Raw genomic sequence first — 23617 nt, forward strand, 5'->3', positions numbered from 1 at the left:
GAGTTCAGGTCATAGCGAGCTAATACAGTAAGCATCACAGAGCTTATTTAGAGCAAAATTAGATCAAACTAGGCAAAATTTGTTAAGCTAGGCGTTCAATTCATCTTATTATGAGTGGTTACCGCATCAAAAACTTATCTGCAAGTCCCGTTATGATACGTTCGAACCTGCTATTTTTAGTCTTGTTTTTAGTGATACTCGCGAGCTCATTCTTCACTCAAGCGAGCGATGCAGAAAATCCCCCTGAAGCGCCTCAACCTTTCGCCATCCATGATAAACCGCTGATAGAGCGCTACGTCTTCGATGAACTCAAATCCCTCAGATACGATCAACAGGATCTTGAGCGGCGCCTCACCATAGATATCACAGATCGCGAACTGGCCGTTGCCGACAAGTCGATGAATTACGCCAATGTCACTGTCACTTACTTCTTTTATATGATCGCCGGCGTCGCCTCTTTAGTTGCCTTTATCGGCTGGCAATCCCTACGGGAAATCAAGACACATACCGCCAAACTGGCCGCGAATCAGCTGCAGAGTATTGCCGAACAATACGAAGAAAAGTTCAAATTACTCGAGCAAGAACTCAAGCATAAGAGTCGTACTATCACGGATAATAATCGTGAAATAGAAGTGATTAATGAAATTCATAATCTGTGGCTACGCGCCCAAAGTGCCCAGACACCCGAACAAAAAATTGAAGTCTACGATGAAATCCTCACGATTCGACCTGGAGACTTGGAAGCGCTGACCTACAAGGCCGATGCCGCAATGGAAATGCGCGAATTTAATTGGGCACAAAGCCTATGTAATCGTGTTTTGGAAGTTGACCCAACTAACGCCCATGCTTTTTATCAAAGAGCCTGCGCCTTTGCGTGTTTAGGTGTTGAAGATAGGGCAATTTCTGATTTGGAACGTGCAATCCATAACAGCGCATCCTTCAAAGAGCTAGCGTTGGATGAAGCTGATTTCTCACAACTTAAAGGGCATCCTCGTTTCGAAACCTTATTGGCCTATCACGAACCTGATAAGCCCTAAGCTCCGAGGTTTAAGCCCATAACGAATGCTTAATATATAGCGTTAGCTTTCAGTGACGTTTTATCCCACAGATAAAACGCCTCAAGCGAACAACTTAACTGCACTACTAGACTATCGTCGCAACTTTAATTGCCGCAATCTTATATGCACAGCGGCGAGCACCTTCGATGATATGTTCTTCGCGGCTCACTAAGGCGATATCAGCGAATAACTGCTGGAAAAGTTGCAACTCAGAGCGGCAAAAGTTCAAACACTTAGTCGCTGCAGCGCAGATTGGACAATGATTTTCGAGTAAAAAATACACGCCATCGATGTGTTCCATGGTCGCCATATAACCTTCGTTCGAGCGTAATTTCGCAAGTATGGCCAAACGTGTCGGAATATCAGTAGCACCTTCCATTGCCGCACGATATTGGACTAACGCACTTTGCTCCCTGTGACCGATAAGCTTATCCAAGCCTTGGTCGCCAAAGATCATTTTTACCGAGTCAATCAGCTGTACCGTCAATTCCTCATGGCGATCGGCAAAGTGAGTACGGCTTTGTTCGGTCAATCCCCAATAACGTGTTGGGCGACCGCGACCTTCAACTCGATCCTCAATATCCACATCACCCATATCTTCCAAAGCCTGAAGATGTTGACGCACCCCCATAGTCGTTAACGCCAATTCCTCCGCTAAGGTTTTAGCGGTAAGCGGGCCATGCAACTTGAGTAATTGAATAATCTTATCAGTAGTTTTCATTGAGCCTCCCCGATTTCAGCCGAAGCATTATCTCCCAATCTCCGCGGCTTTAACAGATTAAATAAACTTTTTTATTTACTTTATCCTTTACAAGATTAAATAAAGCAATTACCTTACAAATAATTTATAAACAAATAGGTTTACTTAATGAAATTACTCATCATCAGCACCAGCCAAAGACCCGATTCACAAAGTGCTAAAGTCGGTCGTTATATCGCGGAAAGCAGTTTCTCATCTCCCCACAACATGGGTTACGACACGATACATCACTTAGAACTATGCCTGTTTAATCTGCCCTTTTGGGACGGAGAAGAAGACAACAAAGGTGAACACTGGCCCGAAATAGAGCACAGAGTCGATGAAGCCGATGCGCTAGTGCTGATCACCCCAGAATGGGGCGGCATGGCATCACCATTACTGAAGAACTTTTTGTTGATGTGTACTCGCGAAGAAACCGCCCATAAACCCGCCTTATTAGTCTCAATATCGGACGGTATTAGCGGTACCTATCCTATCGTTGAAGTGAAGATGAATGCCCTTAAAAACAATAAATTAGTGCCCATACCCGATCACTTAATCATCCGCAATGTCAGCCATGTACTCAATGCAATCCCTGAGAGTGCCCGCGATATCGCGCTTAGGGAAAGAGTGCAATACAGCTTATATATGCTGCATCAATACGCCCAAGCATTAGCCCCCATTCGTGAACAACATGCCAATCAAGCGTACCCAAAACAGCAGGAATACTGTTACGGTATGTAAGCGGCTTGAGATTTTAACCACCAGCAACAGACTAAAATCATTACAAGGAACGCATTATGATTCATTTAGAGCATATCAATTTAGTGGTAGACGACATCCCCGCAGCACTGCGCTTTTATCAAGCGGCTTTCCCCCATTGGCGTGTTCGTGGTGGTGATAAAGGCACTTGGTACGGCAAACCCCGTAATTGGATTCATTTTGGCGATGATTATCAATACATTGCTTTTAGTGACAATGGTGAAGGTGAAAACCGCGATTTGGCTGGTCATCAAATTGGACTGGCGCATTTTGCCTTTGTGACCGACAACTTAGATGCTGTGATAGCAAGACTGACTCAGGCAGGTTTCCCTATTGCCAAAGATGGCATGGATGATCCCTATCGGCGCAATATTTACTTCTTCGATGCCCATGGTTTTGAAGTGGAATTTGTGGAGTATTTAACTGATATTCCAACGGAACGAAATCGCTATTAGCGTAAATCGTTATTAAAAAGAAGTAGCCAAGAACCGCATGTAGTGAATAGGGTATAGGAGCCAGGTACTATTCGCTTCGCTCGGATTGTTGCTGCGCCACTATGGCCGAATCCTTATGGGCATAAAAGTGGAGTCTAAACTGAGTATCTTCGGTCAGTAGCTCCACTTTATGCCAATATTCAGGATGTGAAATGGCGGTTTCACCTGCGCGAATAATAACTTCTTTATCTAATTCGCCCCTGATACCCGTATAGCCATAAAACTTTAAGCTGCCCGTTAACACTTGGATCTGCCCATACACGCCAGCCTTAGTATTGTGCATATGAAGCAACATTTTAGGGACGTTGTCATGGTTGAAAACCGGCGTTGATTTGTAATTTACAAAATCTTTGGGGACTAAGGCCATGATGTTTGCACTCCTTGTGTCAAATCACGAAAATCGAACAATGCTTACGGCAAGACTAATATAGCCGTTGCCGTATTTCTGTCCAACTCATATCTTGACCTGTATTAACGAGCGGGTTTGAACGTCGAATTTGAAAACACCAAAGTGCTAATTCATGCTTGCAATAGCAAGGTTAGTTACTTTCATCACTGTAATCGCTACACTAACCCGCATTAAGTGCCACCTCAATTAGATGACATGATGCCAACGCCCTATTCATATTCCACAACGTATATTTTAGATAAAGCCCATTTCGATGAATGCTATACGCAATCAGTGGTACCAGATCCCACGCTCAAACCTTACTACAAAGCCATTGGATTAACACTGATAGGTATCGCGCTTATTTTCACCGATATTAGCCTTTATTTAGCTTACTTTTTTGTTGGGTTAGGTGTTATCGAAGCGCTCAATGTGAAGTATCACAAAGCATGGTGGTTGATGCGTCAGATGATGAGTAAAGCGGCCAGCAATGAGGTCACACTCACTATTGATGGGCAAGGGATTCATACTCAATCCATGTCTGTGACCAGCCAAATTTTATGGACCGACATTTACCGGATTAAAGAAACTGAAAAAGGCTTCTTGATCACCCACAAAGCAGGCACGAGTTATGTTTCTCTCCGTAGCTTAGATGAAGCAGCTGTGGCCTATATTAAAACTAAAATCTAGTACAGCTAAAAACACCCATAAAAAAGCTGATCTTCATCAGCCTTTTTTACAACTCTGCATTGCTGAATCGTTACTTTTTCAATTCACCCACCGGTAAAATCGTACGGCCATACTCATTATTAAGCACCTGCGCCATCGCAAAATAAATCGCACTCGCACCGCAAAGTATCCCTTCAAAGCCCGCAATAGTGCCAATCAAGGCGCTACCCGTAAAATCACGCGCCGCCAGCAGAAAAAATAAGATAGTTAAAGAAGCAAACACAAACTGTTTGGCTCTTGGATAACGCAAAGAACCCACAAACATAAATGCCGTGAATATGCCCCAAAGCGTTAAATACCAGCCCATAAAATACGTTGGACTCGCCGCAATGCCAGCATTAGGCATTAAAATGAGGCCCACTAGCGTTAACCAAAACAAACCGTATGAGGTAAATGCCGTCGTACCGAAAGTATCGCCGCGCATGAAACACATAATCCCCACAATCACTTGACCAATGCCACCGTAAAAAATCCCCATGGCTAAGATCATAGAATCAATAGGGAAATATCCCGCATTATGAATGTTTAACAAAATTGTTGTCATACCAAAGCCCATTAAACCTAATGGCGCTGGATTAGCCAGTTTTGTAGACACAGAGTTCCCCTAGAGAAAAATCAACAATTCAATAAAAAATCAATAGCATTTGCCATTAATCTTATGCACGCGCACCTGCGAGAGCGGCGCATTCTAGAGGATAGCTATAATCTTAGCAATGTAATCATCAAAAACAAACGAACACATAAAAATAAACAATAAAAACATAATGTTAAAATAATAAACCGTAAAATAAAATTTAAACTAAAAAACACATAAAAATTAATTCTTTTTAATTCAATATTCTAGGAAAAAATGGTCTGCAACATGCGTCATATCTCATTTTATATGACTTCTTATAACTACCGCATAATTCAGTTAACAGCGGCGATTAAACCTTCATTAAAAATCGACCATAAACAGTGATAATAATGCACTTTATCGCAAATAAGCCGTTAAAGTGATGTAAGCGGCACTTTTGAAAGAAATCCAAGTTCTACTGTACGCACAATTAAGCACACAATTAAGCACACAATTAAGCGCATAAGTTAAGCACATAAGTTTATGTGCAGAGTTTCATCAATTAATTTCAAACACAAGTTCAGAAGAGCCAACTTAGCACGCATGAGTTCAGAGTGGGGGGGTGTGAACCTAACTCAAGCAGCAAAAGATGCTGAGAATAAATCAAACTAGAGCAAATAAAGTACACTCAGCCAGCCCATTTACTTGAAGCGAATCAAGGGAAAACAAGGTAAAAAATCTTAATCAAGAAAGGTAAAAATTATTTATATCTAAAACAGAATAGCAGTGATAAATTGCTGATGTTGACACAGTGGTATTAAGAGAATGCTTCTTAATCTGTGGTTAACAATACATAACTAAAGGAAATAAAATGAATAAGTTATCAGCTGTTTTTACTCTATTGGCATTAGTAAGTTTCACTTCCTTTGCTGACGACTCCTCTTTACCGCCTGCACCAGCAGCAGATCTCGCTCAGCTAAAAGAAGTGTGCCAGCAGATGGCTTCTGAAGATCAAGTCGAAAATGCTGAGCTAAAACAATATGTGCTTGATTGTGTAAACGATCAATTGACAGAAATGGGCTACAAGTCAGTTACTGAGGTCAATTAATCTTCATTCTAATCTCTGTGTTATTACCGCAAAGTAGGTTATTCGGCTTCAGTCTGTGCCATTCACACTTGCGAATGGCATTATTATTTCCAAGCAACACAGCTTTTACATCATAATTAACATCATTTCAGTTACACTCGAAACTTATAAAACACAAAATTTAACATTTACAATTAACCGTACGAAAGCTGCCAAGATAAGCTTTTAGCATGACTATCAACATATTGTGCAATCCATAAATTTATTATTTAATTGATAGCTGTATCATTTTGCATCTGCGTGAATGAAACCACTGTTGAATTGAGCATAAAATGCTAATCTGTTTTCCTGTATTGTTAACCTCAGCCCTTAATCGTTAAATCATGTATCGTATTCTTTTTGTCCTCATTACAAGTTTAAGTATTTTGCCTGCAATCGGAATGGCGAAAGAAGCCTGTGCACCAGAAAATCAATGTATTGAGATGAACAACTGGGATCTAGGCATCGCCATAGGCTGGGGACAAAAAAGCAATCCACTCAGGGATTTTGACGATATTCCATTGTTCTTTATTCCAACAGTGGCCTATTACGGCGAACACTGGTTCTTCGACAATGGTAATTTAGGTTATACCTTAGCCGAGCAAGAAAGCTTTACAATTAACTTAGTAACAAGTTATAGCTTAGATAGAGCCTACTTCTATCAATGGGACCCATCAAATATCTTTTTGAATCGTGGCACTCAAGTTGAAGCCAAAGCCATAAATAGTATGTATTTATCGACTGAGCCCGAGCCTGAGTTTAATTCCTTAGAGACTCGGAACTTCACCTTACTTGGCGGTGCCGAAGCATTCATCTATACGCGGCTCGGTATTATTAGATTGGCGTACACTCATGATATGTTTAATGTTCATCAAGGTTCAGAAGCACAAATAAAATGGACCTATGGCTGGGATTACGATCGTTTCATTTTTGAGTTTGCGCTAGTATTTGATTGGAAGAGCCAAGCCGTAGTGGATTATTATTACAGCGTTAGACCCAGTGAAAACGCCTATTGGAGCGAAAGATATCAAGCAAAATCAGGTTGGGATAAAGGTGCGGAAATGACGGCCCGTTACATATTAACTGACAATTGGGATCTACTGTTGGCAGTTCGTTACACTCTAATTGCCGATGAGATTGCCGCCAGTCCCTTGTTAGACCAAGACTATAGCAGCACCTACTTTATCGGCGCAGCCTATAGGTTCTAACGTTAGTGACACTGCCTCAGTTAAGCTTGCTTTGCTTTCTTGGTCTAAGCCTCGGCTTGATGGGCCCAAGTTCTGCACAAGCTAAAACTCGCGACTCGTCACTTAAACTCACACCTGAAATTTGTATTACCAGTTCAGAAACTCAGGCCTGCGATGTCTATATTGAACTGCAGTGGGAACTCGCCAAAGATGAGCTTATCTGTATTTTGTCCGACAATGCCGCCTATCCCAAATGGTGCAGTGATTCAGTTTCAACCCATACGTTAAGCATGAAAATCCACACTATGACGGATATTCAATTTGTCATGGTGAGTAAAGACAGTAACCAAACTTTGGCTGGTGCCAAACTTAAAATCACTTCTGCATCACAACCTCAGGTTCGCAGACGTTACCGCAACCCTTGGAGTTTATTTTAATGACAAGCCCACAATCGAACCACAGAGTATTATTGGTTGAAGACGACGTTCGCTTAGCAAACTTGATTGTAGATTACCTAAAATCCCATGGTATGCATGTTGAAGTTGAACGCCGTGGCGACACAGTATTAACGCGATTAATCAATTACAAGCCAGATATCATACTGTTAGACATTATGCTGCCGGGCATGGATGGCCTCACCCTGTGTGAGAAACTGCCCGACTATTTTGCCGGCCCAATCCTATTGATGAGCGCACTTGGCTCAAGCGAAGATCAAATCAAAGGACTAGAACTCGGTGCCGATGACTATGTGGTTAAGCCCGTCGATCCTGCCCTGTTAGTGGCGCGGATCAACAACTTACTGCGCCGTCAGAATCAACCACCTCAGGCGGAATCCCACTGTTTGACCTTTGGTAAACTGAGTATCGACCCGCATACCCACGCGATTCGCCTCAATGAAACTGAAATCGATCTCACCAGCCATGAATTCGAGTTGCTGTGGTTACTGGCCTCACAAGCGGGCCAAGTGCTCAGCCGTCAGTATATTTATCAGCTGTTACTCAATATTGATTTCGATGGCAAAGATCGAAAAATTGACGTGCGTATCTCTAGATTACGTAAAAAACTCAACGATAATATCGAGACACCTTTCAGAATTAAAACCGTTTGGGGACAAGGTTACCTCTTTGCGCCTGAAGCCTGGAATAACTAAGCACACATACAGTGAAACGTCTCTTTATCAGTTTATATCTGCTACTCAGTCTCAGCGTGCTTGGGATTGGCTGGACACTCGACAGCCTGTGGCAGAAGAATGTTGATGACAATAATGCCCTCGATGCGCCGTTAGTGGCATTGGCGCAATTATTAGCGGAATTACCTCCCGATGCCCGCCAACGGTATCTGGAGGCGATCCCTGCGAACCCTGTGATGCCACTGCAATTACTCAATGCAGATCAAGTCGCACTGGCAGATAATCAAGCGTTAAGCACAAGCAAGGTGTTCACCACCACGGCCAATGATGATAGCTTGCTGCAATTTATTCGAGTAGACGATCAAGTCTTAATGGCGGGGCCGCTGGACATAGATCCCAGAGCCAACCTTCGCAGCCTGTTCACCCTGTTCTTTTATTTATCACTCGCCCTTGTTGCGCTAATTTGGGTCGGCCCGCTTTCACGGGATTTGAGCATACTGCGTAAGGCCACCAAAGAATTTGGCGAAGCCAAATGGGACACGCGGATTACCCTGTCAAATCGCTCCCAAGTTAAGCCCTTAGCCAATACGTTTAACGAAATGGCGCGACATATCAGCGCCTTGATTGAGAACCAGAAACACCTGTCTAATGCGGTCTCCCATGAGATCCGCACGCCGCTGGCAAGACTCAAATTCGCCCTTGCACTCATGCCCATGTATTGTCAGCCCGATTCGGACGAACAAAAGCGCCAAGACTTTCTCGATGAGATGCAGCTTGATATTAAAGAAATGGAAGACTTACTCCAAGAACTGCTGACATACGCCAGCTTAGAGTCACAGCGAGAAGGTATCCAGTTGGATGAATACGATCTAATTAATCTCATCAATCAAAGCATTAAGCGCCTAGAAACCTTGAGTCCAACGCCTATTACCTTAAAGACAGAAGTCGAAAAACTGCCCTTGTTTGGGGAACCGGCATTAATTGAACGTGCGCTGCAAAATTTACTGACCAACGCCCAACGCTTTGCCCGCACTGAAATTATTATTGAGGTTAAGCAAACGCAGCACAGGGTTAATTTAAGTGTGAGTAACGACGGCGAACCTATCCCCTCGGTGGATTTACCGAAAGTGTTCGAGCCTTTTTATCGCAGCCAATCGGTGCAAAATGGCAATAAAGGGCATGGTTTGGGGCTTGCGATCATCAAACGGATTATGCAGCGACACCAGGGGAATGTCAGCGTCACCAGCGATGAGCAACATACCCGATTTAATTTAATCTGGCCGAAGAAGCGCAAGCTGTAATAGGGATTGGATAGGGATTAAACGGCTGCGGATCTGTTATTCATCTAACGCGCTAATTCTACAAGCTAGTAAAACAAGTCAGTTAAACAAGACTATTTAACTGGCCTATTTAACTTGCAATTCAAAATATTAGTCTAGCTCGAAGCCACCAAAATCGAGATCGGCTTCGGGCTCAGGCTCAAAATTTAACTGCGGATTTAACGCCGCCCTTTCTTGTTCAATTTGTGCTTGCCGTACTTTCATCATCGCCAACTGGCGACGGCGTTTACGTTGAGTGCACAGGCGAATGACATCGTACTTTTGCGCATCTGAAAACGTTAACCAATTGAATCTTTCGTCACGGCTTCGCAGGCAACCATTACAGTAACCGCGCGCATCGGTAACACACACACCGATACAAGGACTCGGGATATCAAAAAAGGCTAACTGTTCCATAACCCGCCGCTATTCCTATCTAAAAATGAACCATACTCAAAACGAGCCTTGCTAAAAACAAAGCGTGTGGAATTGCATTCAAAGCGATTCAAATACAACACACTTATCTAAAGTACTTGCAGAAACAACCTTAATCAAGGCACATTGAACAGAGTTTGTACAACTTGGAGCACTATCATGGGATACCGTCACTTTGCCAGTCTGCTCGTCGCCGTTGCCTTATTAAGCGCTTGTAGCAGTAAACCGAAAAACGATTACGATCTCAATTACGACTTCAGCGCACTACATAGCTTTACCCAGCTAACGCCACAGCCAACGGACGACCCGCTCAGCGCCCAGCGTATTCAAGTAGAAATCAACAACCAGTTGACTCAAAAAGGATTTGTAGAAAATACAGCGTCGCCCGACTTTAACGTCGCCTACGCCCTACTGACCCAAGATAAACCTAAGGATTCAGGGCTATCTATTGGATTAGGTACAGGCACATTCGGCCGTTCAGGTGGGATAGGAATCGGTACTAGTGTTGGGGTACCACTGGGCAGTGATACCGCTAAAATTCAAACTATTCAGATAGATATTGTCGATCCAAAAACCAAAGCGCTCATTTGGCGTGGTAGCGACAGTTATGATTTCGATGCAGGCGGCAATGAGAAAGCCCAAGATACCGCCAAAGCCGTCAGCCGAATTTTGGCGCAGTTCCCACCGAAAAAATGATTATAAAGAGTCAATAAAAATGGGCGAATTCCGCCCATTTTTACTAATGAAGAATGCTTGTCGTCAAATATCTTAGGCGAAAATATCTTGGACTCAGGAAAAAAGCCCTGACGAAAGGTAACGATCGCCCCTATCACAGACAATCGCCACGACCACAGAACCCGGATATTGTTTAGCAATCTCCAGCGCAGCAAACACGGCTCCGCCCGAACTGACTCCTGCACAAATCCCTTCCTCTCGCGCTAAGGTTCTCGCCATGGCTTTTGCATCTTGCTCTTCAATATCCATAACTAAATCAACCCAAGAAGCATCAAAAATCCCAGGCAAATATGCCTGCGGCCAACGCCGAATCCCTGGAATAGCACTGCCATCGGCGGGTTGAAGGCCGACGATAGTGATGTCGGGATTACAACTTTTAAGGTATTTTGACACACCCATTATGGTACCCGTCGTCCCCATACTTGACACAAAGTGGGTAATTTTGCCTAGACTCTGTTGCCAGATCTCAGGGCCTGTCGTGAGGAAATGGGCATTAGCGTTATCTTGGTTATTAAATTGATCCAGCACCTTACCTTTGCCTTCGCTTTGTAACTGCAGCGCCAAATCCCGCGCAGTCTCCATGTTATCCACTAGCATGAGTTCTGCGCCATAGGCTTGCATCGCATCCTTACGCTCCTGAGTCGAATTATTCGGCATAATCAGGATCATCTTGTATCCTTTGATTGCCGCCGCCATCGCCAGCGCAATCCCAGTATTGCCACTCGTTGCCTCAATAAGCGTATCACCAGGGCTTATTTCTTGGCGAAGTTCGGCCTGAATAATCATATTAAGTGCAGGACGATCTTTTACTGAACCCGCGGGGTTATTGCCTTCCAATTTTAACAGTACAGTGGAAGTACCACAGTTAAGCCGCTGCAAGCGAACCAGCGGAGTTTGCCCGATGCAGGCTTCAATTGTCGGAAAGTCAGACACTAGGATTATCCTTTACTTGATAAAAACAACTAAGCGATAGCCTATTCTAAGTCGGTTACCACTGACAAACACGGTGAATACTGCTTATAACATAAAATAAATCGCTCATAGTTATTCAAAAAAGTTCTATTCAACTGGCTTTTTATAGACAATTAATTCTATTACTCTAGGTGCCATAACGCTGACAAAATTGCCAGATTAAGGAGTTAAAAATGTCCGTAAAATTGATAAAGGCCCTGCTAGGAACCCTAATTCTGGGAACCTCACTCAATGTGACTGCCGCAGATCAAACCCTGCTTAATTCCTCTTATGATATCGCACGGGAATTATTCAATGCCTACAACCCCGTTTTTGCCAAACATTGGGAAGAGAAAACAGGTAAAACCGTCGAAATTAAACAATCCCATGCAGGATCATCTGCACAGGCACGCTCTATTCTGCAGGGATTACCCGCAGATGTGGTGACGTTTAACCAAGTAACAGACGTTCAGGTCCTCCATGACCGCGGTAAATTGATCCCTGAAAATTGGCAACAATTACTGCCTAACGCCAGTTCACCTTACTATTCCACCATCGCATTTTTGGTACGCAAAGGTAACCCAAAGCAGATCAGCGACTGGGGCGATTTAGCGAGAGATGACGTTAAACTGGTCTTTCCTAACCCAAAAACCTCTGGTAATGCTCGCTACACTTATTTAGCCGCATTAGGTTATGCTCAGAAAAACTATGGTAAGGATAATCAGGCTAAACTGGATCAATTCCTGAAAAAATTCCTCGGTAATGTCGCAGTATTTGATACAGGCGGCCGCGGTGCGACCACCTCCTTTGTTGAACGTGGGATCGGTGATGTATTAATTACCTTTGAATCGGAAGTGAACAATATCCGCCAGCAGTATGGTACGGACGATTACCAAGTGGTTGTACCAAAAACCTCGATTCTGGCAGAGTTCCCCGTCGCTGTAGTTGAAAAAAATGCTAAGCGTAACGGTACACAGGAACTCGCAACTGAGTATTTGAATTATCTCTACAGTGAAGAAGCACAACGTCTACTGGCAGGATTCAGCTATCGTGTACACAACGAAAAGGTAAAAGCTGAGTTTGCTAAGCAGTTCCCTACCGTTGACCTGCTAACTGTTGAGCAAATCATCGGTGGTTGGGATAATGCGATGAAAACGCAGTTTGCTAACGGTGCAAAACTCGATGAGCTATTAAAGCGCTGATATCGTCCTTAATGTAGTAAGATATCAACATTGAACCCGAGCAAAGTCTCGGGTTTATCGCTAATTGGCATTTATCAATCAGTGTTAGCCGTAAAGATTGCATCCAACAAATGGCTTGAGCCAACAACGAGCGAACCGTATAAATAGTATTGGTTTAACGCAATTAACCTGATCGGGTGATTATTCTGTGATTTTTAATAACGGGCGTTTACGCCATAAGCGGGTTCTTCCCGGTTTTACCATCAGCTTAGGTGTGTCCCTGCTGTTTGTCAGCCTAATTCTATTATTGCCAACCACAGGCCTAATCATGCAGACCAGTTCAATGAGCTGGTCCGAATACTGGGGTGTGATTGCCGATCCCAGAGTGGTTGCCAGTTACCGAGTCACCATACTATCGGCGCTCGCGGCATCATTATTTAACTGCCTTTTCGGATTATTACTCGCATGGGTACTCGTGCGTTATGAATTTCCCGGCAAACGCATTTTAGATGCATTGGTAGATTTACCCTTTGCCTTGCCGACCGCCGTTGCCGGTATCACCTTAGCCACCCTTTATGCGGAAAACGGCCAAATCGGTAGTCTATTAGCAGAATGGGGCATAAAAGTTGCCTACACCCCGCTAGGCATAGTGGTCGCGATGATTTTCACCAGTATTCCCTTTGTGGTTCGTACAGTACAACCCGTTCTCGAAGAGTTATCCCACGAGGAAGAAGAAGCGGGAATGACACTTGGCGCCTCGGATCGTTCGGTATTCTGGCGGGTTATTTTGCCCTCCCTTTGGCCAGCATTAATGATTGGAACGGCACTGTCTTTTACCCGCAGTCTGGGTGAGTTTGGTGCAGTGATCTTTATCGCTGGCAATATGCCTTATATCAGTGAAATCACTTCGTTAATGATCTTTGTCCGCCTGCAAGAATTTGATTTTGCAGGTGCCAGCGCCATTGCCTCAGTGGTTCTAATGACCTCGTTACTGCTATTACTGCTGATAAACCTCTGGCAGGCGCGTTATCTGCGCCGCATTCATGGACGATAAGGAGCGAATATGAACTCATTTAAACCCTTAAGAGTCGGTGAAGCGCCCCTGATCAAATGGAGCCTTATTACCCTCGCCGTGCTCTTAGGCTTGCTATTGTTGCTATTGCCGTTGGTGAGTATTTTTCAGCAGGCGTTTGTCGGAGGTTGGGAGCGTTATATTGGACACTTAACTCAACCGGATTCGCTGCATGCGATTGGCTTAACACTGATGGTGGCAGCACTCACAGTACCGATCAATTTAGTGTTCGGAATCATGCTGGCCTGGAGCGTGACTCGCTTTGAATTCCCCGGTCGCAAGTTACTGATCACGCTGATTGATATTCCATTTGCTGTCTCCCCTGTCGTCGCAGGTTTACTCTATTTGCTACTCTATGGCAACAGTGGTTGGCTGGGCGAATGGCTATATGAGCACGATCTGCAGATCATGTTTGCTTGGCCGGGAATACTATTAGTGACCATTTTTGTCACTTGCCCCTTTGTAGCCAGAGAACTGATCCCATTGATGCAACAACAGGGCGCATCGGAAGAAGAAGCTGCAGTGATCCTCGGAGCGTCATGGTGGCAACTCTTTCGCCGCGTGACCCTGCCCAACATCAAATGGGCACTGATTTACGGTGTGATCCTCACCAATGCCAGAGCCGTAGGAGAATTTGGTGCCGTTGCTGTCGTGTCTGGCAACATTCGCGGCGAAACCAATACCTTACCTTTACATGTGCAATTATTGTATGAAGATTATCAGGCCGAAGCCGCCTTCGCGAGCGCGTCATTACTGGCCCTGATCGCCCTATTTACCCTAATGTTAAAAGCCGTAGTGGAATGGCGGCAACAACGCAGTTTAACCGCCAATGACAATAAAGAGCAGAGCCAACTATGAGTATTCGTCTTACTAATATTTCCAAGAAATTTGGCCAATTTCAGGCGCTTTCCCCACTTAATCTCGATATTCAAGAAGGGGAAATGATTGGTCTGCTGGGACCATCAGGTTCAGGCAAAACTACACTGCTGCGGATTATTGCCGGTCTTGAAGGAGCCGATAGCGGCCAAATTCAATTCGGCAACCGAGATGTCACCCAAGTGCATGTGCGTGAAAGACGCGTGGGTTTTGTGTTTCAAAACTACGCGCTGTTTCGCCATATGACGGTCGCCGATAACGTCGCCTTTGGACTCGAAGTCATGCCGAAAAAACAAAGGCCTTCGGCGGCAGAAATTCATAAGCGAGTGACACAACTGCTAGAAACAGTACAACTAGGCCATCTCGCACAGCGCTATCCAGAACAACTCTCAGGAGGACAAAAACAGCGCATTGCATTGGCCCGCGCACTCGCAACCCAACCAGAAGTCTTGCTACTGGATGAACCCTTTGGCGCCTTAGATGCTAAAGTGCGTAAAGAACTACGCCGCTGGCTACGCAGCCTGCATGATGAATTGAAATTCACCAGCGTGTTTGTGACCCACGATCAGGATGAGGCGCTTGAGCTCTCAGATAGAGTGGTAGTGATGAGCAATGGTCATATAGAGCAGATTAATACACCTGCTGAGCTATACTCACACCCCAATAGTCGCTTTGTGTTTGATTTTCTTGGTAACGTCAATGTCTTTGAAGCCAGTTGGCAACAAAAACGTTGGGAAAATGGTCAAGCATTTTTAACACCTCCAGAACAGCAAACACTGCAGCAAGATGGTGTTCTCTATGTACGCAGTCACGAATTAGCGCTGTCAAATAAGCCCAATAGTCAGGCCAATTTGCCGTTCAATATTGTCGCCATGACCCCCATTGGCGCCGAAGTAAGACTGGAATTAGCACCACACGGCTGGCATAGCGAAGAACTGTGGGAAGCCAAATTCACCCACCATAATCTGCAGGAACTCGGGTTGCAAAAAGGCAGTGTAGTTTACGCTACCCCAAGAACAGCTTACTTCTTTGGTGCGCAGGGTGAGAGTTCACCGACGCGTCTAAGTTGGCCATTCCTGACTCCGGGCAGTCTCGCCTTTGATATCTAATGTCATCATGATAGGAATAAGCAGCATTAGCGGTACCACAGGGAGTGGATACCGCTAAGATTCAAACCAATTGTCACGCCAACACTAAAGCACTCATTAGGCATTGCCGCGACAGCTTTTGGTGATAGCGACAGCTTTGATTTTTGATGCAAGCGGTAACGAGAAATCCCAAGATACCGCCAAAAACGTCAGCTAGATCTTGGTGCTGTCCCCTCCGAAGAAGTGATTAATCATGGATGGCATATACAGCCCATCCATGTTGAATCAATAGAGCTGATAAGCAGATTTACATCTAACAATCAATATATTAGATGTTTATAACAAATAATTATTGCAGAAGTACTCATAAAATCAGCGGGTAAACGAATTAACTAACCGAGGTTAATAATTCCAATTTCAGCCTATACATTTCATCAACTGACACCACTTTCACGCTGCTTATTTCAATAGAACCTTCTTTCGCCCATAAAAATGGATAAAAGCTCAGGCATTTATCTGTAGCTATCTGTGAATAGGTTTTTTGAAAGCGCTCTTTACCTAAACTCGCATAAAACTCATTGATTCTCTTTGTAGCTGACCATTGAAAAAAATCTGCGAACCCGATTTCTAACCCTTCCCAATGAATTGAGTCTGGCGACCAATAGTATATATTCCCAACATCTGCGCCTAAACCGCCGCCGTTGATAGCAAAAAATCCACCAACTACGTCATTCGCCACTAAAAGATAATGTGCACTTCTATTCCAATCAGTAAGGTTTCTAGACAATCTTTCATGTCCAGAGCCGAAAAAACGAATCCATCCATTGTCGATCAAAATCCCACCGGTTTCGTAGGCAATTGCCCCTAATACCGAACGAGTCGATACCTGAAGTGATTCAAGTACTTCAACCCGATCCTTTGAAGGCGGCAGTATCTCTACACAATGCTCAGCACCAGCAACCATTTCATTGACTACTTTTATGCCAGAGTCTTCGATATCAATCAGTTCATATATACTTTTCAATCTCTTATCCTTGTATCACTAATATCCAGTAAAACGACTCATCATTCATAACAGTACCTTGGGAATGTCGAAAATAACTAAGCCAATGTAGCGTTTAAAAATGCTAGTTAGCACTCATGGAATCAAGCAAAAATCTTACTCATGGGCATTCACGGTTCGGCCTGCAGCCCATTGTCGTAGCGCATTGATTTTATCGCTCATGACCACAGATAAAGGCCGTGTCTTACTAAGTTCTTCAAGTAATAGCACTTGGTCGACACTGCACTCGACACTTCTTGCGGTATACATGGCAGCAATAACCGCTTGTTCGATTTCGGCGCCGGAAAATCCTTGGCTGCGAGCCGATAATTGGGCGAGATCTAAGCTCGCCACATCGATTCCACGGCGCTTACAGTGGATTAAGAAGATGGCTTTGCGTATAGCTTCGTCGGGTAAATCGACAAAAAAGATTTCATCCATCCTGCCCTTTCGCATCAACTCTGGCGGCAGAGCTTGAATATCATTAGCGGTAGCCACCACAAACACTTCAGATTTACGCTCCGCCATCCAAGTGAGTAAGGTGCCGAGGATCCGCGTCGATGTTCCCTCATCACTGCTACTCCCGCTTAAGCCTTTTTCAATTTCATCTATCCAAAGCACACAGGGCGACATCATGTCAGCCAGATCCAGTGCATTACGCAGGTTCTTCTCGGTTTCGCCTATGTATTTGTTATATAAGGCTGCCATATCGAGCCTAAGCAAAGGTCGTTGCCAAACGCCCGCAACGGCCTTAGCCGCTAGGCTCTTACCACTGCCCTGAACGCCCAGCAGTAAAATCCCCTTGGGCGCATCGAGCGCTTTGACGTGCTGAACAGGAGTCGGCTGGCCGTCTTGGTCAATAGCGCTGACAGCCACTATGGGCGAGCGCTGCTTGAGCCATTTTTTAAGATTATGTAGTCCGGCAACCTGTGAAAAATCACTGGTGTCGTATTCAAATTGCAGCACACCATTAAGATCGAGTAGCTGAAACTTGGCTTTATTGATGGCGTCGATATCTGACAAGGTAATAGCACCGTCATTGACTATGGCTTTGCGTACAAGACGACGGGCATCGTCTAAAGTCACGCCCCGCAGATTATCGGCTAATTTGACCACAGCATTATCATCGACCTGTAGCGGCGTACCTTGGTGACGAATTTTATCAACTTCAAGATAAATCAGATTTTGCAATTGCACTGTACTTGGCAAAGTTAAGTGAAAATAAGCGCAATAACGTTTGATTTCAGGCGGGATTTCAAAGGCATGGCTCACCAGCACTAATGTGTGTTGCAGCGTCTCGTACTCAAGGGCGATTTCTTTAAGCAAACGGACATTCTTAGGTGCATCAATCACAAAGGGATGGAAGTCGCACAGCACATAAATTCCCTGCTGCGAGGTTGATTTAATTTGCCCGAGTAGATCTGTGGGTTCGCTATTAAACTTTTGCGCCGCCAAGGGCTTATCGACCCGTGCTAGGCCTTGGGTAATGCTCCATGTAAACACAGGTTGATAGAGCACACTGGCGACCCGCTTAAGCAGCTCAACCACACGATATTCTTCATAGGTTTCAATCACTACAATTGGCGTATTGGAGCGCAGCACTGAGGTTAAATCGTGAATATCTTGCATGCTTTCAAATTCCTTTTTATTCACCCCAAAATGTGTCACAAAAAAGTCCAGCGAACTGGACTTGATACAACAGACAAAAGTTAACCGATTAAGGGTTAATGTCCATCAAAAAACAAGTAATTCAGCCAACCTTGCATCCTCAGCAATACTTTACGCATCACAGCGACATGATGGAAATGTTCAGTATAAATTGCAACCTGCCCAGAAACACCCGCAGGAAATTGCGTACGGATAGCATCATCTTCGATATCAATCAGCACAATAACGCGACCATTTTGAAATAAACGAGCCGATGACTGCAGCGCGCCGCCCATTTGAACTTCACCTTCAGCCATAGCGGGTAATATTTTCGCCACTTTTCCCTTAAAGATTTGTCCTGGAGCGGCATCCAATATCACTTCAGCTTCATCACCTTCCTGCAAACGCATTAACGAGTTTTGCCAGAATGCCCCCGCAAAGTAGCGTTGCTCGTCGGGAATAAAGCTCATTACTGGACGTAATGGTAAAGGCACTGCCATCGCTCCCGCACGAAGTGCCATTTGCGTTACCACACCATCTGCAGGTGCCCGCACGACTGTCTGTTCTAAATCGTAGAGTGCACTGGCTAAATCAGCTTGCAAGCCAGCCACTTTGGTATTAACACCATCAATATTAGATTCATAGGCCAGCTTGACACGCAGTTCTTCAGCATTCGCAACGGTCAGTTGTGCCTCTGAGGCTAAGTACAATTGACGCCTATTATCGAGTTCCAGTTCAGTAAAAGGCGAATTCGCGCCCCCTTTCTTGCGGCCTAACTCATAACGCTCGAAGGCAGATTTATTACGGTCTTTATCGGCCCTAGCGCGCTCTACATTAGCCTTAGCAGACTCCCACGCCGCGGCGAGTTGTGGCACTTGGAGCTCTGCTTCCATCAAAGCTGCGCGTTTACGTTTAACAACGGCCTCGAAGGGAATAGAATCGAGACGAAATAACACATCCCCTTGTTTAACAGGCATATTAGGCTGCACTTCCACCGAAGTCACTAAGCCTTTTACTGCGGGTGTGATAGGGATAGTGACAAAATATTCACGGGCAAAACGAGAATAAGGATGGTTGTAATTCATCACGAGCAATAAGGTACCAATAATGAACACCCCGCCCAGCACTGCGGTGGGAACAGTCCATTTATTCATCGGAATTTTAAAGACTTTAAAGATAGCAATACACACGGCCGCATAGGTGAGTATGAGTAATAAATCCATGTTATACCTCAACTTTGTCTGTTTTTATCGCATCCACAGCAGGCGCTATATTCATGGGAGTTATTTGCTCTAACTGTTCAAGCCGAGTCTGAAGCCCTCTGACCGTCTCGCGCAATGAATTCACATCCTCCTCTAAAACTAATTCTCGCTTCATTACAGTATTGAACCCCCAACCGCGATCTTCACGGTATAAAGTCGCCCAGATCCATAAAAATGGCCAAATTGCATGTAGGGTGAATAGACTCACCCACCCGGCGATATGCAATGCATCTTGCTGGGGATGATTACGCTTTTTGGCTATTTCATAGGGGATATCATGAATGGCAATGACACCATAAAACATGATAATGATGACAAAAAACAAAATACCTAACGCAAAGTAATCTAAGAACATCCGCATCTCCTTGTATTAATAATATGTATTCCATCCCAAAGATTAGTGGATGGCCCCCAAACATGCTACTAACATGACATTAACATTTGACTTTGCTCTCAACCTCAATATTAACCAAAGATATGCTGTTTCGTTTTTGCCCCCAGTGATCCGGGACACACTTGTCGATTTACTCCATGATCCTAAAGCCTGTTCAGGCTAAACTAGCCACATCATTGCGACATAGAACGCAAGCATAAAACTCATCATCCCTACAATATCAAAGGTACCCACACATGATAGGCACTCCCTACACTGAGGGCGCACGACGCGCCATGTTGCTCGGCTGCGGTGAACTTGGCAAAGAAGTGGCCATTGAACTGCAACGCTTAGGCGTTGAAGTGATTGGTGTTGACCGTTACGCCAACGCCCCTGCCATGCAAGTCGCGCATCGATCCCATGTGATCAATATGCTCGATGCCAACGCCCTGCGTGCGGTTATCGAGTTAGAAAAACCGCACTTAGTCATCCCAGAGATTGAAGCCATCGCCACCCAAACCTTAGTGGACATGGAAGCCGAAGGGGTAAATATTATCCCCACGGCTAGGGCAACGAAGCTCACTATGGACAGGGAAGGTATTCGTCGTCTCGCCACTGAAACCTTAGGTTTACCGACTTCTCCGTATTTTTTCTGTGATACCGAAACCGAATTTAATCAAGCCATTAGTGAAATTGGCGTACCTTGTGTGGTGAAGCCAGTCATGAGTTCCTCGGGCAAAGGCCAAAGCGTTATTCGCGATATCGCCCTCAGCCATAAAGCGTGGCAATACGCCCAAGAAGGCGGACGCGCCGGCGGCGGTCGCGTAATAGTCGAAGGCTTTATTCCCTTCGATTATGAAATCACCCTGTTAACCATCAGCGCAGTCAACGGCATACACTTTTGTGCGCCTATTGGCCACAGGCAAGAAGATGGCGATTATCGCGAGTCATGGCAGCCACAAGCCATGTCCGATGAAGTGTTAGCAAAATCCCAAGCTATTGCCAGTAAAGTGGTCGAAGCCCTTGGCGGTTATGGATTATTTGGCGTAGAGCTATTTGTTAAGGGCCATGAAGTCTATTTCTCTGAAGTCTCACCAAGGCCACACGACACAGGCCTAGTCACACTCATCAGCCAAGATTTATCGGAATTTGCCCTGCATGTTAGAGCGATTCTCGGCCTGCCTATTCCCAATATCCATCAGCATGGTCCAAGTGCCTCGGCGGTGATTTTGGCCGAAGGCACCTCAAGCAATATCCGCTATCAAGGGATTGGTGCGGCATTAGAAGCGGTCAACACTCAGCTTAGATTATTCGCCAAACCCGATATTGATGGTCGCCGCCGTTTAGGTGTCGCGCTTGCCCGTGATATCGATATCGACAGCGCAATCAGCAAAGCACTCGATAGCGCCAGTAAAGTGAAAGTCATCTTTTAAGCGGGTTTAACCGTTTAAAATTGGCTTTAAGCACAAGCGACACATCAAAGGGAAATGCGCTTTAATACCATTTCCCTTTTTCAACACAGAGCCGCACCAATAAAAAGTGACCGTCCCCAATAGGCGGAGTAAACTAGCGCCCTTTCTTGCCAGCCCTCAGCTTGCATTTAGGTAAATCCTAAGTTGTGGCTTAACTCTGATAATTAACCCAGATAAGTAAAACCAACAGTAGACCCCAATATGCATCTTCAGCCTTCTTGCTTTACCTCTTTCACACAAGCCATTGATGCCTATGCCCTACCGCAGCGTTTTACCTTTCCTTTCTATTACGAACCGCACCCACTGTGCGTGATCGCTGCCAACGAATTACAACGCCACCTTGAGACTCAAAACGATTGGCAACATAACTTTGGCCTCACGGGGGAGTTAACCGGTGCCATTGGTAAAATGTTTGGTGTGCTTTTAGTGCAAGATCCGCAGGGAGATGTGGGCTATTTGTCGGCATTTTCGGGCAAGTTAGCTGAGCAGAACCATTGGCCACGCTTCGTTCCACCTGTGTTTGATATGCTGGCTAAGGACAATTTTTTCCACGCCGAAAATCTGCAAATCAACCAAATTAACGAGCAGCTACTTGCAGTAGAAAATCATCCCGATATTCCTCGGCTATCGAGCGAACTCAACGCTGAGCAAGCTCAAGCACAAGCCAAGCTTGCCGCCCACAGGCAAGTGATGATCGACGGCCGTCAATCCCGCAAGACGCAGCGCAATCAACTCGCAGTGCAATGGGCTGCCAATCCAACTGATGAGACTTTACGTGAAAATACTGCAATCGAAGCTAAACTCAGCCAAGAAAGCATTAATGAAAAGAATCAGTTAAGAGATATTAAACGCTATTGGGATGAGCGTATCCATGCCATCAGCCAAGCGTTAACTCTGCTCACTGATAAGCGTGACGCGTTAAGACTACAGCGTAAACAGCTCTCGGCGGCGCTGCAGCAAAAGCTGTTTGAGCAGTATCGTTTTTTGAATATTCGCGGCTCAGAAAAAAGCCTTAACGGCATATTTAACGGGACGGTTGAGTTAACACCGCCCGCAGGCTCGGGAGAATGTGCCGCCCCTAAGTTGCTACATTACGCCTTTAAACACGGTCTTAAACCATTGGCGATTGCCGAATTTTGGTGGGGGGCGCCGCCAAAATCAGAAATTCGCCAACATAAGCAGTTTTATCCTGCCTGTCTGCGTAAATGCCAACCTATCTTGGGGCATATGCTCGAAGGGCTTGTTGTCGATGAAAATCCGCTGCTGACGAACCCCGCCGAAGGCAAAACCTTAAGCATCCTCTACCAAGACGAGGCGATGGCGATTGTGAACAAACCCGCCGAATTTTTATCAGTGCCCGGCAAAGAAATTGAAGACTCAGTGTATTCGCGCATGCGGCAAACGTTTCCCAATTCCACTGGGCCACTTATCGTCCACAGGCTCGATATGTCGACCTCGGGATTAATGGTGATCGCATTGACAAAAGACGCCCATAAACAGCTGCAAAAACAGTTTATCCAGCGCACAGTGACTAAACGTTATGTGGCACTTTTAGCAGGGATCCCTACAGCAATGGCAGATAAACAGGCAGCGGGACAAATCTCTTTACCCCTGCGTGGCGATTTAGACGATAGACCGAGGCAACTCGTTTGCCATGAATTTGGCAAAGCGGCCCAAACCTATTGGGAATTGAGCCATATCGATGAAATGGCACGTACAGCCCGCGTATATCTATCCCCAAAAACGGGCCGAACCCATCAACTCAGAGTTCACTGCGCCCACTCAGAAGGGCTAAATACGCCCATTGTAGGTGACGATCTGTACGGCACTCGCGCCAATCGCCTGCATCTGCATGCAGATTTATTGATGCTTCAACATCCCGTCACCCGTGAACAGATACGCTTTCAAGTCGATCCTGATTTTTGAGATCTGAGTTCTGATATTGATTAACAAGGCACCAAAAGGAAAACCAAGCTTAGTGGGCATTATCAGAAGT

25 protein-coding genes are annotated in these 23617 nt (G+C 45.1%); 16 read left to right on the plus strand and 9 right to left on the minus strand.

The annotated features are described in order from the left end of the window. The first annotated feature begins 110 nt into the window (after positions 1-110). Positions 111-1037, plus strand: coding sequence for a TPR end-of-group domain-containing protein (locus L5M29_RS12215; RefSeq protein WP_105249971.1), 927 nt, complete (start codon positions 111-113; stop codon positions 1035-1037). Between the two features lie 106 nt (positions 1038-1143). Here the strand turns inward: L5M29_RS12215 and L5M29_RS12220 are convergent, their stop codons facing one another. Then, complete coding sequence (locus L5M29_RS12220) at positions 1144-1779, minus strand: helix-turn-helix transcriptional regulator (protein ID WP_263168028.1); 636 nt, start codon at positions 1777-1779, stop codon at positions 1144-1146. A gap of 147 nt (positions 1780-1926) precedes the next feature. On the opposite strand from L5M29_RS12220, the gene L5M29_RS12225 reads away from it, so the two are divergent. Together L5M29_RS12225 and L5M29_RS12230 are read left to right on the plus strand one after the other, a co-directional pair. Further along, on the plus strand, positions 1927-2541 hold the full coding sequence (locus tag L5M29_RS12225) for an NADPH-dependent FMN reductase (protein ID WP_028759265.1): 615 nt from the start codon (positions 1927-1929) through the stop codon (positions 2539-2541). A 56-nt stretch (positions 2542-2597) separates the two neighbouring features. After that, on the plus strand, positions 2598-3014 hold the full coding sequence (locus L5M29_RS12230) for a VOC family protein (RefSeq protein ID WP_113939921.1): 417 nt from the start codon (positions 2598-2600) through the stop codon (positions 3012-3014). Between the two features lie 67 nt (positions 3015-3081). Here L5M29_RS12230 and L5M29_RS12235 read toward each other — a convergent pair whose 3' ends face one another. Further along, the gene (locus L5M29_RS12235) at positions 3082-3420 is read right to left on the minus strand and encodes a DUF1971 domain-containing protein (protein WP_219255246.1); all 339 of its coding nucleotides are present in this window, start codon (positions 3418-3420) and stop codon (positions 3082-3084) included. 240 nt (positions 3421-3660) lie between these two features. Between L5M29_RS12235 and L5M29_RS12240 the strand changes: the two genes are divergently transcribed. After that, a complete protein-coding gene (locus L5M29_RS12240) occupies positions 3661-4131 on the plus strand; it encodes a YcxB family protein (RefSeq protein ID WP_219255296.1) in 471 nt (156 codons plus the stop codon). A gap of 70 nt (positions 4132-4201) precedes the next feature. On the opposite strand, the gene L5M29_RS12245 is transcribed toward L5M29_RS12240, so the two are convergent. Further along, positions 4202-4765, minus strand: a complete 564-nt coding sequence (locus tag L5M29_RS12245) for an acetate uptake transporter (protein WP_113939919.1) — start codon at positions 4763-4765, stop codon at positions 4202-4204. An 832-nt stretch (positions 4766-5597) separates the two neighbouring features. Between L5M29_RS12245 and L5M29_RS12250 the strand changes: the two genes are divergently transcribed. The 5 genes from L5M29_RS12250 (at position 5598) to L5M29_RS12270 (ending at position 9469) form a co-directional block, all read left to right on the plus strand. Further along, entirely contained in the window at positions 5598-5834 is a 237-nt protein-coding gene (locus L5M29_RS12250) for a hypothetical protein (protein WP_028759260.1), read from the plus strand. A 362-nt stretch (positions 5835-6196) separates the two neighbouring features. Continuing rightward, positions 6197-7060, plus strand: coding sequence for a MipA/OmpV family protein (locus L5M29_RS12255; protein WP_263168029.1), 864 nt, complete (start codon positions 6197-6199; stop codon positions 7058-7060). A gap of 5 nt (positions 7061-7065) precedes the next feature. Continuing rightward, positions 7066-7476, plus strand: coding sequence for a DUF3019 domain-containing protein (locus tag L5M29_RS12260; RefSeq protein ID WP_006080572.1), 411 nt, complete (start codon positions 7066-7068; stop codon positions 7474-7476). Further along, positions 7476-8189: a response regulator gene (locus L5M29_RS12265; RefSeq protein ID WP_006080570.1), complete on the plus strand. Its 714-nt coding sequence runs from the start codon at positions 7476-7478 to the stop codon at positions 8187-8189. Before L5M29_RS12260 ends, L5M29_RS12265 begins: the two co-directional genes overlap by 1 nt. An 11-nt stretch (positions 8190-8200) precedes the next feature. After that, positions 8201-9469: an ATP-binding protein gene (locus L5M29_RS12270; protein WP_263168031.1), complete on the plus strand. Its 1269-nt coding sequence runs from the start codon at positions 8201-8203 to the stop codon at positions 9467-9469. A 129-nt stretch (positions 9470-9598) separates the two neighbouring features. Here L5M29_RS12270 and L5M29_RS12275 read toward each other — a convergent pair whose 3' ends face one another. After that, the gene (locus L5M29_RS12275) at positions 9599-9904 is read right to left on the minus strand and encodes a DUF1289 domain-containing protein (RefSeq protein WP_263168033.1); all 306 of its coding nucleotides are present in this window, start codon (positions 9902-9904) and stop codon (positions 9599-9601) included. Between the two features lie 177 nt (positions 9905-10081). Between L5M29_RS12275 and L5M29_RS12280 the strand changes: the two genes are divergently transcribed. Beyond that, positions 10082-10618, plus strand: a complete 537-nt coding sequence (locus L5M29_RS12280) for a DUF4136 domain-containing protein (RefSeq protein WP_263168034.1) — start codon at positions 10082-10084, stop codon at positions 10616-10618. Between the two features lie 93 nt (positions 10619-10711). Here L5M29_RS12280 and cysM read toward each other — a convergent pair whose 3' ends face one another. Further along, positions 10712-11590: a cysteine synthase CysM gene (gene cysM / locus L5M29_RS12285; RefSeq protein ID WP_105249981.1), complete on the minus strand. Its 879-nt coding sequence runs from the start codon at positions 11588-11590 to the stop codon at positions 10712-10714. A 212-nt stretch (positions 11591-11802) separates the two neighbouring features. On the opposite strand from cysM, the gene cysP reads away from it, so the two are divergent. From cysP to L5M29_RS12305, 4 genes are all read left to right on the plus strand, one after another. After that, positions 11803-12810: a thiosulfate ABC transporter substrate-binding protein CysP gene (gene cysP, locus L5M29_RS12290; protein ID WP_028759253.1), complete on the plus strand. Its 1008-nt coding sequence runs from the start codon at positions 11803-11805 to the stop codon at positions 12808-12810. Positions 12811-12997: 187 nt separating this feature from the next. Beyond that, complete coding sequence (gene cysT / locus L5M29_RS12295; RefSeq protein WP_105249982.1) at positions 12998-13843, plus strand: sulfate/thiosulfate ABC transporter permease CysT; 846 nt, start codon at positions 12998-13000, stop codon at positions 13841-13843. Positions 13844-13852: 9 nt separating this feature from the next. Continuing rightward, positions 13853-14719, plus strand: a complete 867-nt coding sequence (gene cysW, locus L5M29_RS12300) for a sulfate ABC transporter permease subunit CysW (RefSeq protein WP_028759251.1) — start codon at positions 13853-13855, stop codon at positions 14717-14719. Further along, on the plus strand, positions 14716-15846 hold the full coding sequence (locus L5M29_RS12305) for a sulfate/molybdate ABC transporter ATP-binding protein (RefSeq protein ID WP_131523841.1): 1131 nt from the start codon (positions 14716-14718) through the stop codon (positions 15844-15846). The genes cysW and L5M29_RS12305 overlap by 4 nt, the downstream gene beginning before the upstream one ends. A gap of 367 nt (positions 15847-16213) precedes the next feature. Here L5M29_RS12305 and L5M29_RS12310 read toward each other — a convergent pair whose 3' ends face one another. From L5M29_RS12310 to L5M29_RS12325, 4 genes are all read right to left on the minus strand, one after another. Next, complete coding sequence (locus tag L5M29_RS12310; RefSeq protein WP_263141545.1) at positions 16214-16849, minus strand: DUF2625 domain-containing protein; 636 nt, start codon at positions 16847-16849, stop codon at positions 16214-16216. 135 nt (positions 16850-16984) lie between these two features. Then, a complete protein-coding gene (locus tag L5M29_RS12315) occupies positions 16985-18496 on the minus strand; it encodes an AAA family ATPase (RefSeq protein ID WP_263168036.1) in 1512 nt (503 codons plus the stop codon). Between the two features lie 95 nt (positions 18497-18591). Beyond that, positions 18592-19737, minus strand: coding sequence for an HlyD family secretion protein (locus L5M29_RS12320; protein ID WP_263168037.1), 1146 nt, complete (start codon positions 19735-19737; stop codon positions 18592-18594). Between the two features lies 1 nt (position 19738). Continuing rightward, a complete protein-coding gene (locus L5M29_RS12325; RefSeq protein ID WP_028759246.1) occupies positions 19739-20131 on the minus strand; it encodes a DUF3302 domain-containing protein in 393 nt (130 codons plus the stop codon). A 275-nt stretch (positions 20132-20406) separates the two neighbouring features. Here L5M29_RS12325 and purT point away from each other — a divergent pair, with 275 nt between their 5' ends. After that, entirely contained in the window at positions 20407-21582 is a 1176-nt protein-coding gene (gene purT, locus L5M29_RS12330; protein WP_263168039.1) for a formate-dependent phosphoribosylglycinamide formyltransferase, read from the plus strand. A 240-nt stretch (positions 21583-21822) separates the two neighbouring features. Beyond that, positions 21823-23547 (plus strand): RluA family pseudouridine synthase, encoded by a 1725-nt coding sequence (locus L5M29_RS12335; protein ID WP_263168040.1) that lies wholly within the window; start codon positions 21823-21825, stop codon positions 23545-23547. The last annotated feature ends 70 nt before the right edge of the window (positions 23548-23617 follow it).

It is taken from the genome of Shewanella sp. SM95 (genome assembly GCF_025653595.1).
Classification (GTDB): Bacteria; Pseudomonadota; Gammaproteobacteria; order Enterobacterales; family Shewanellaceae; genus Shewanella; species Shewanella oncorhynchi.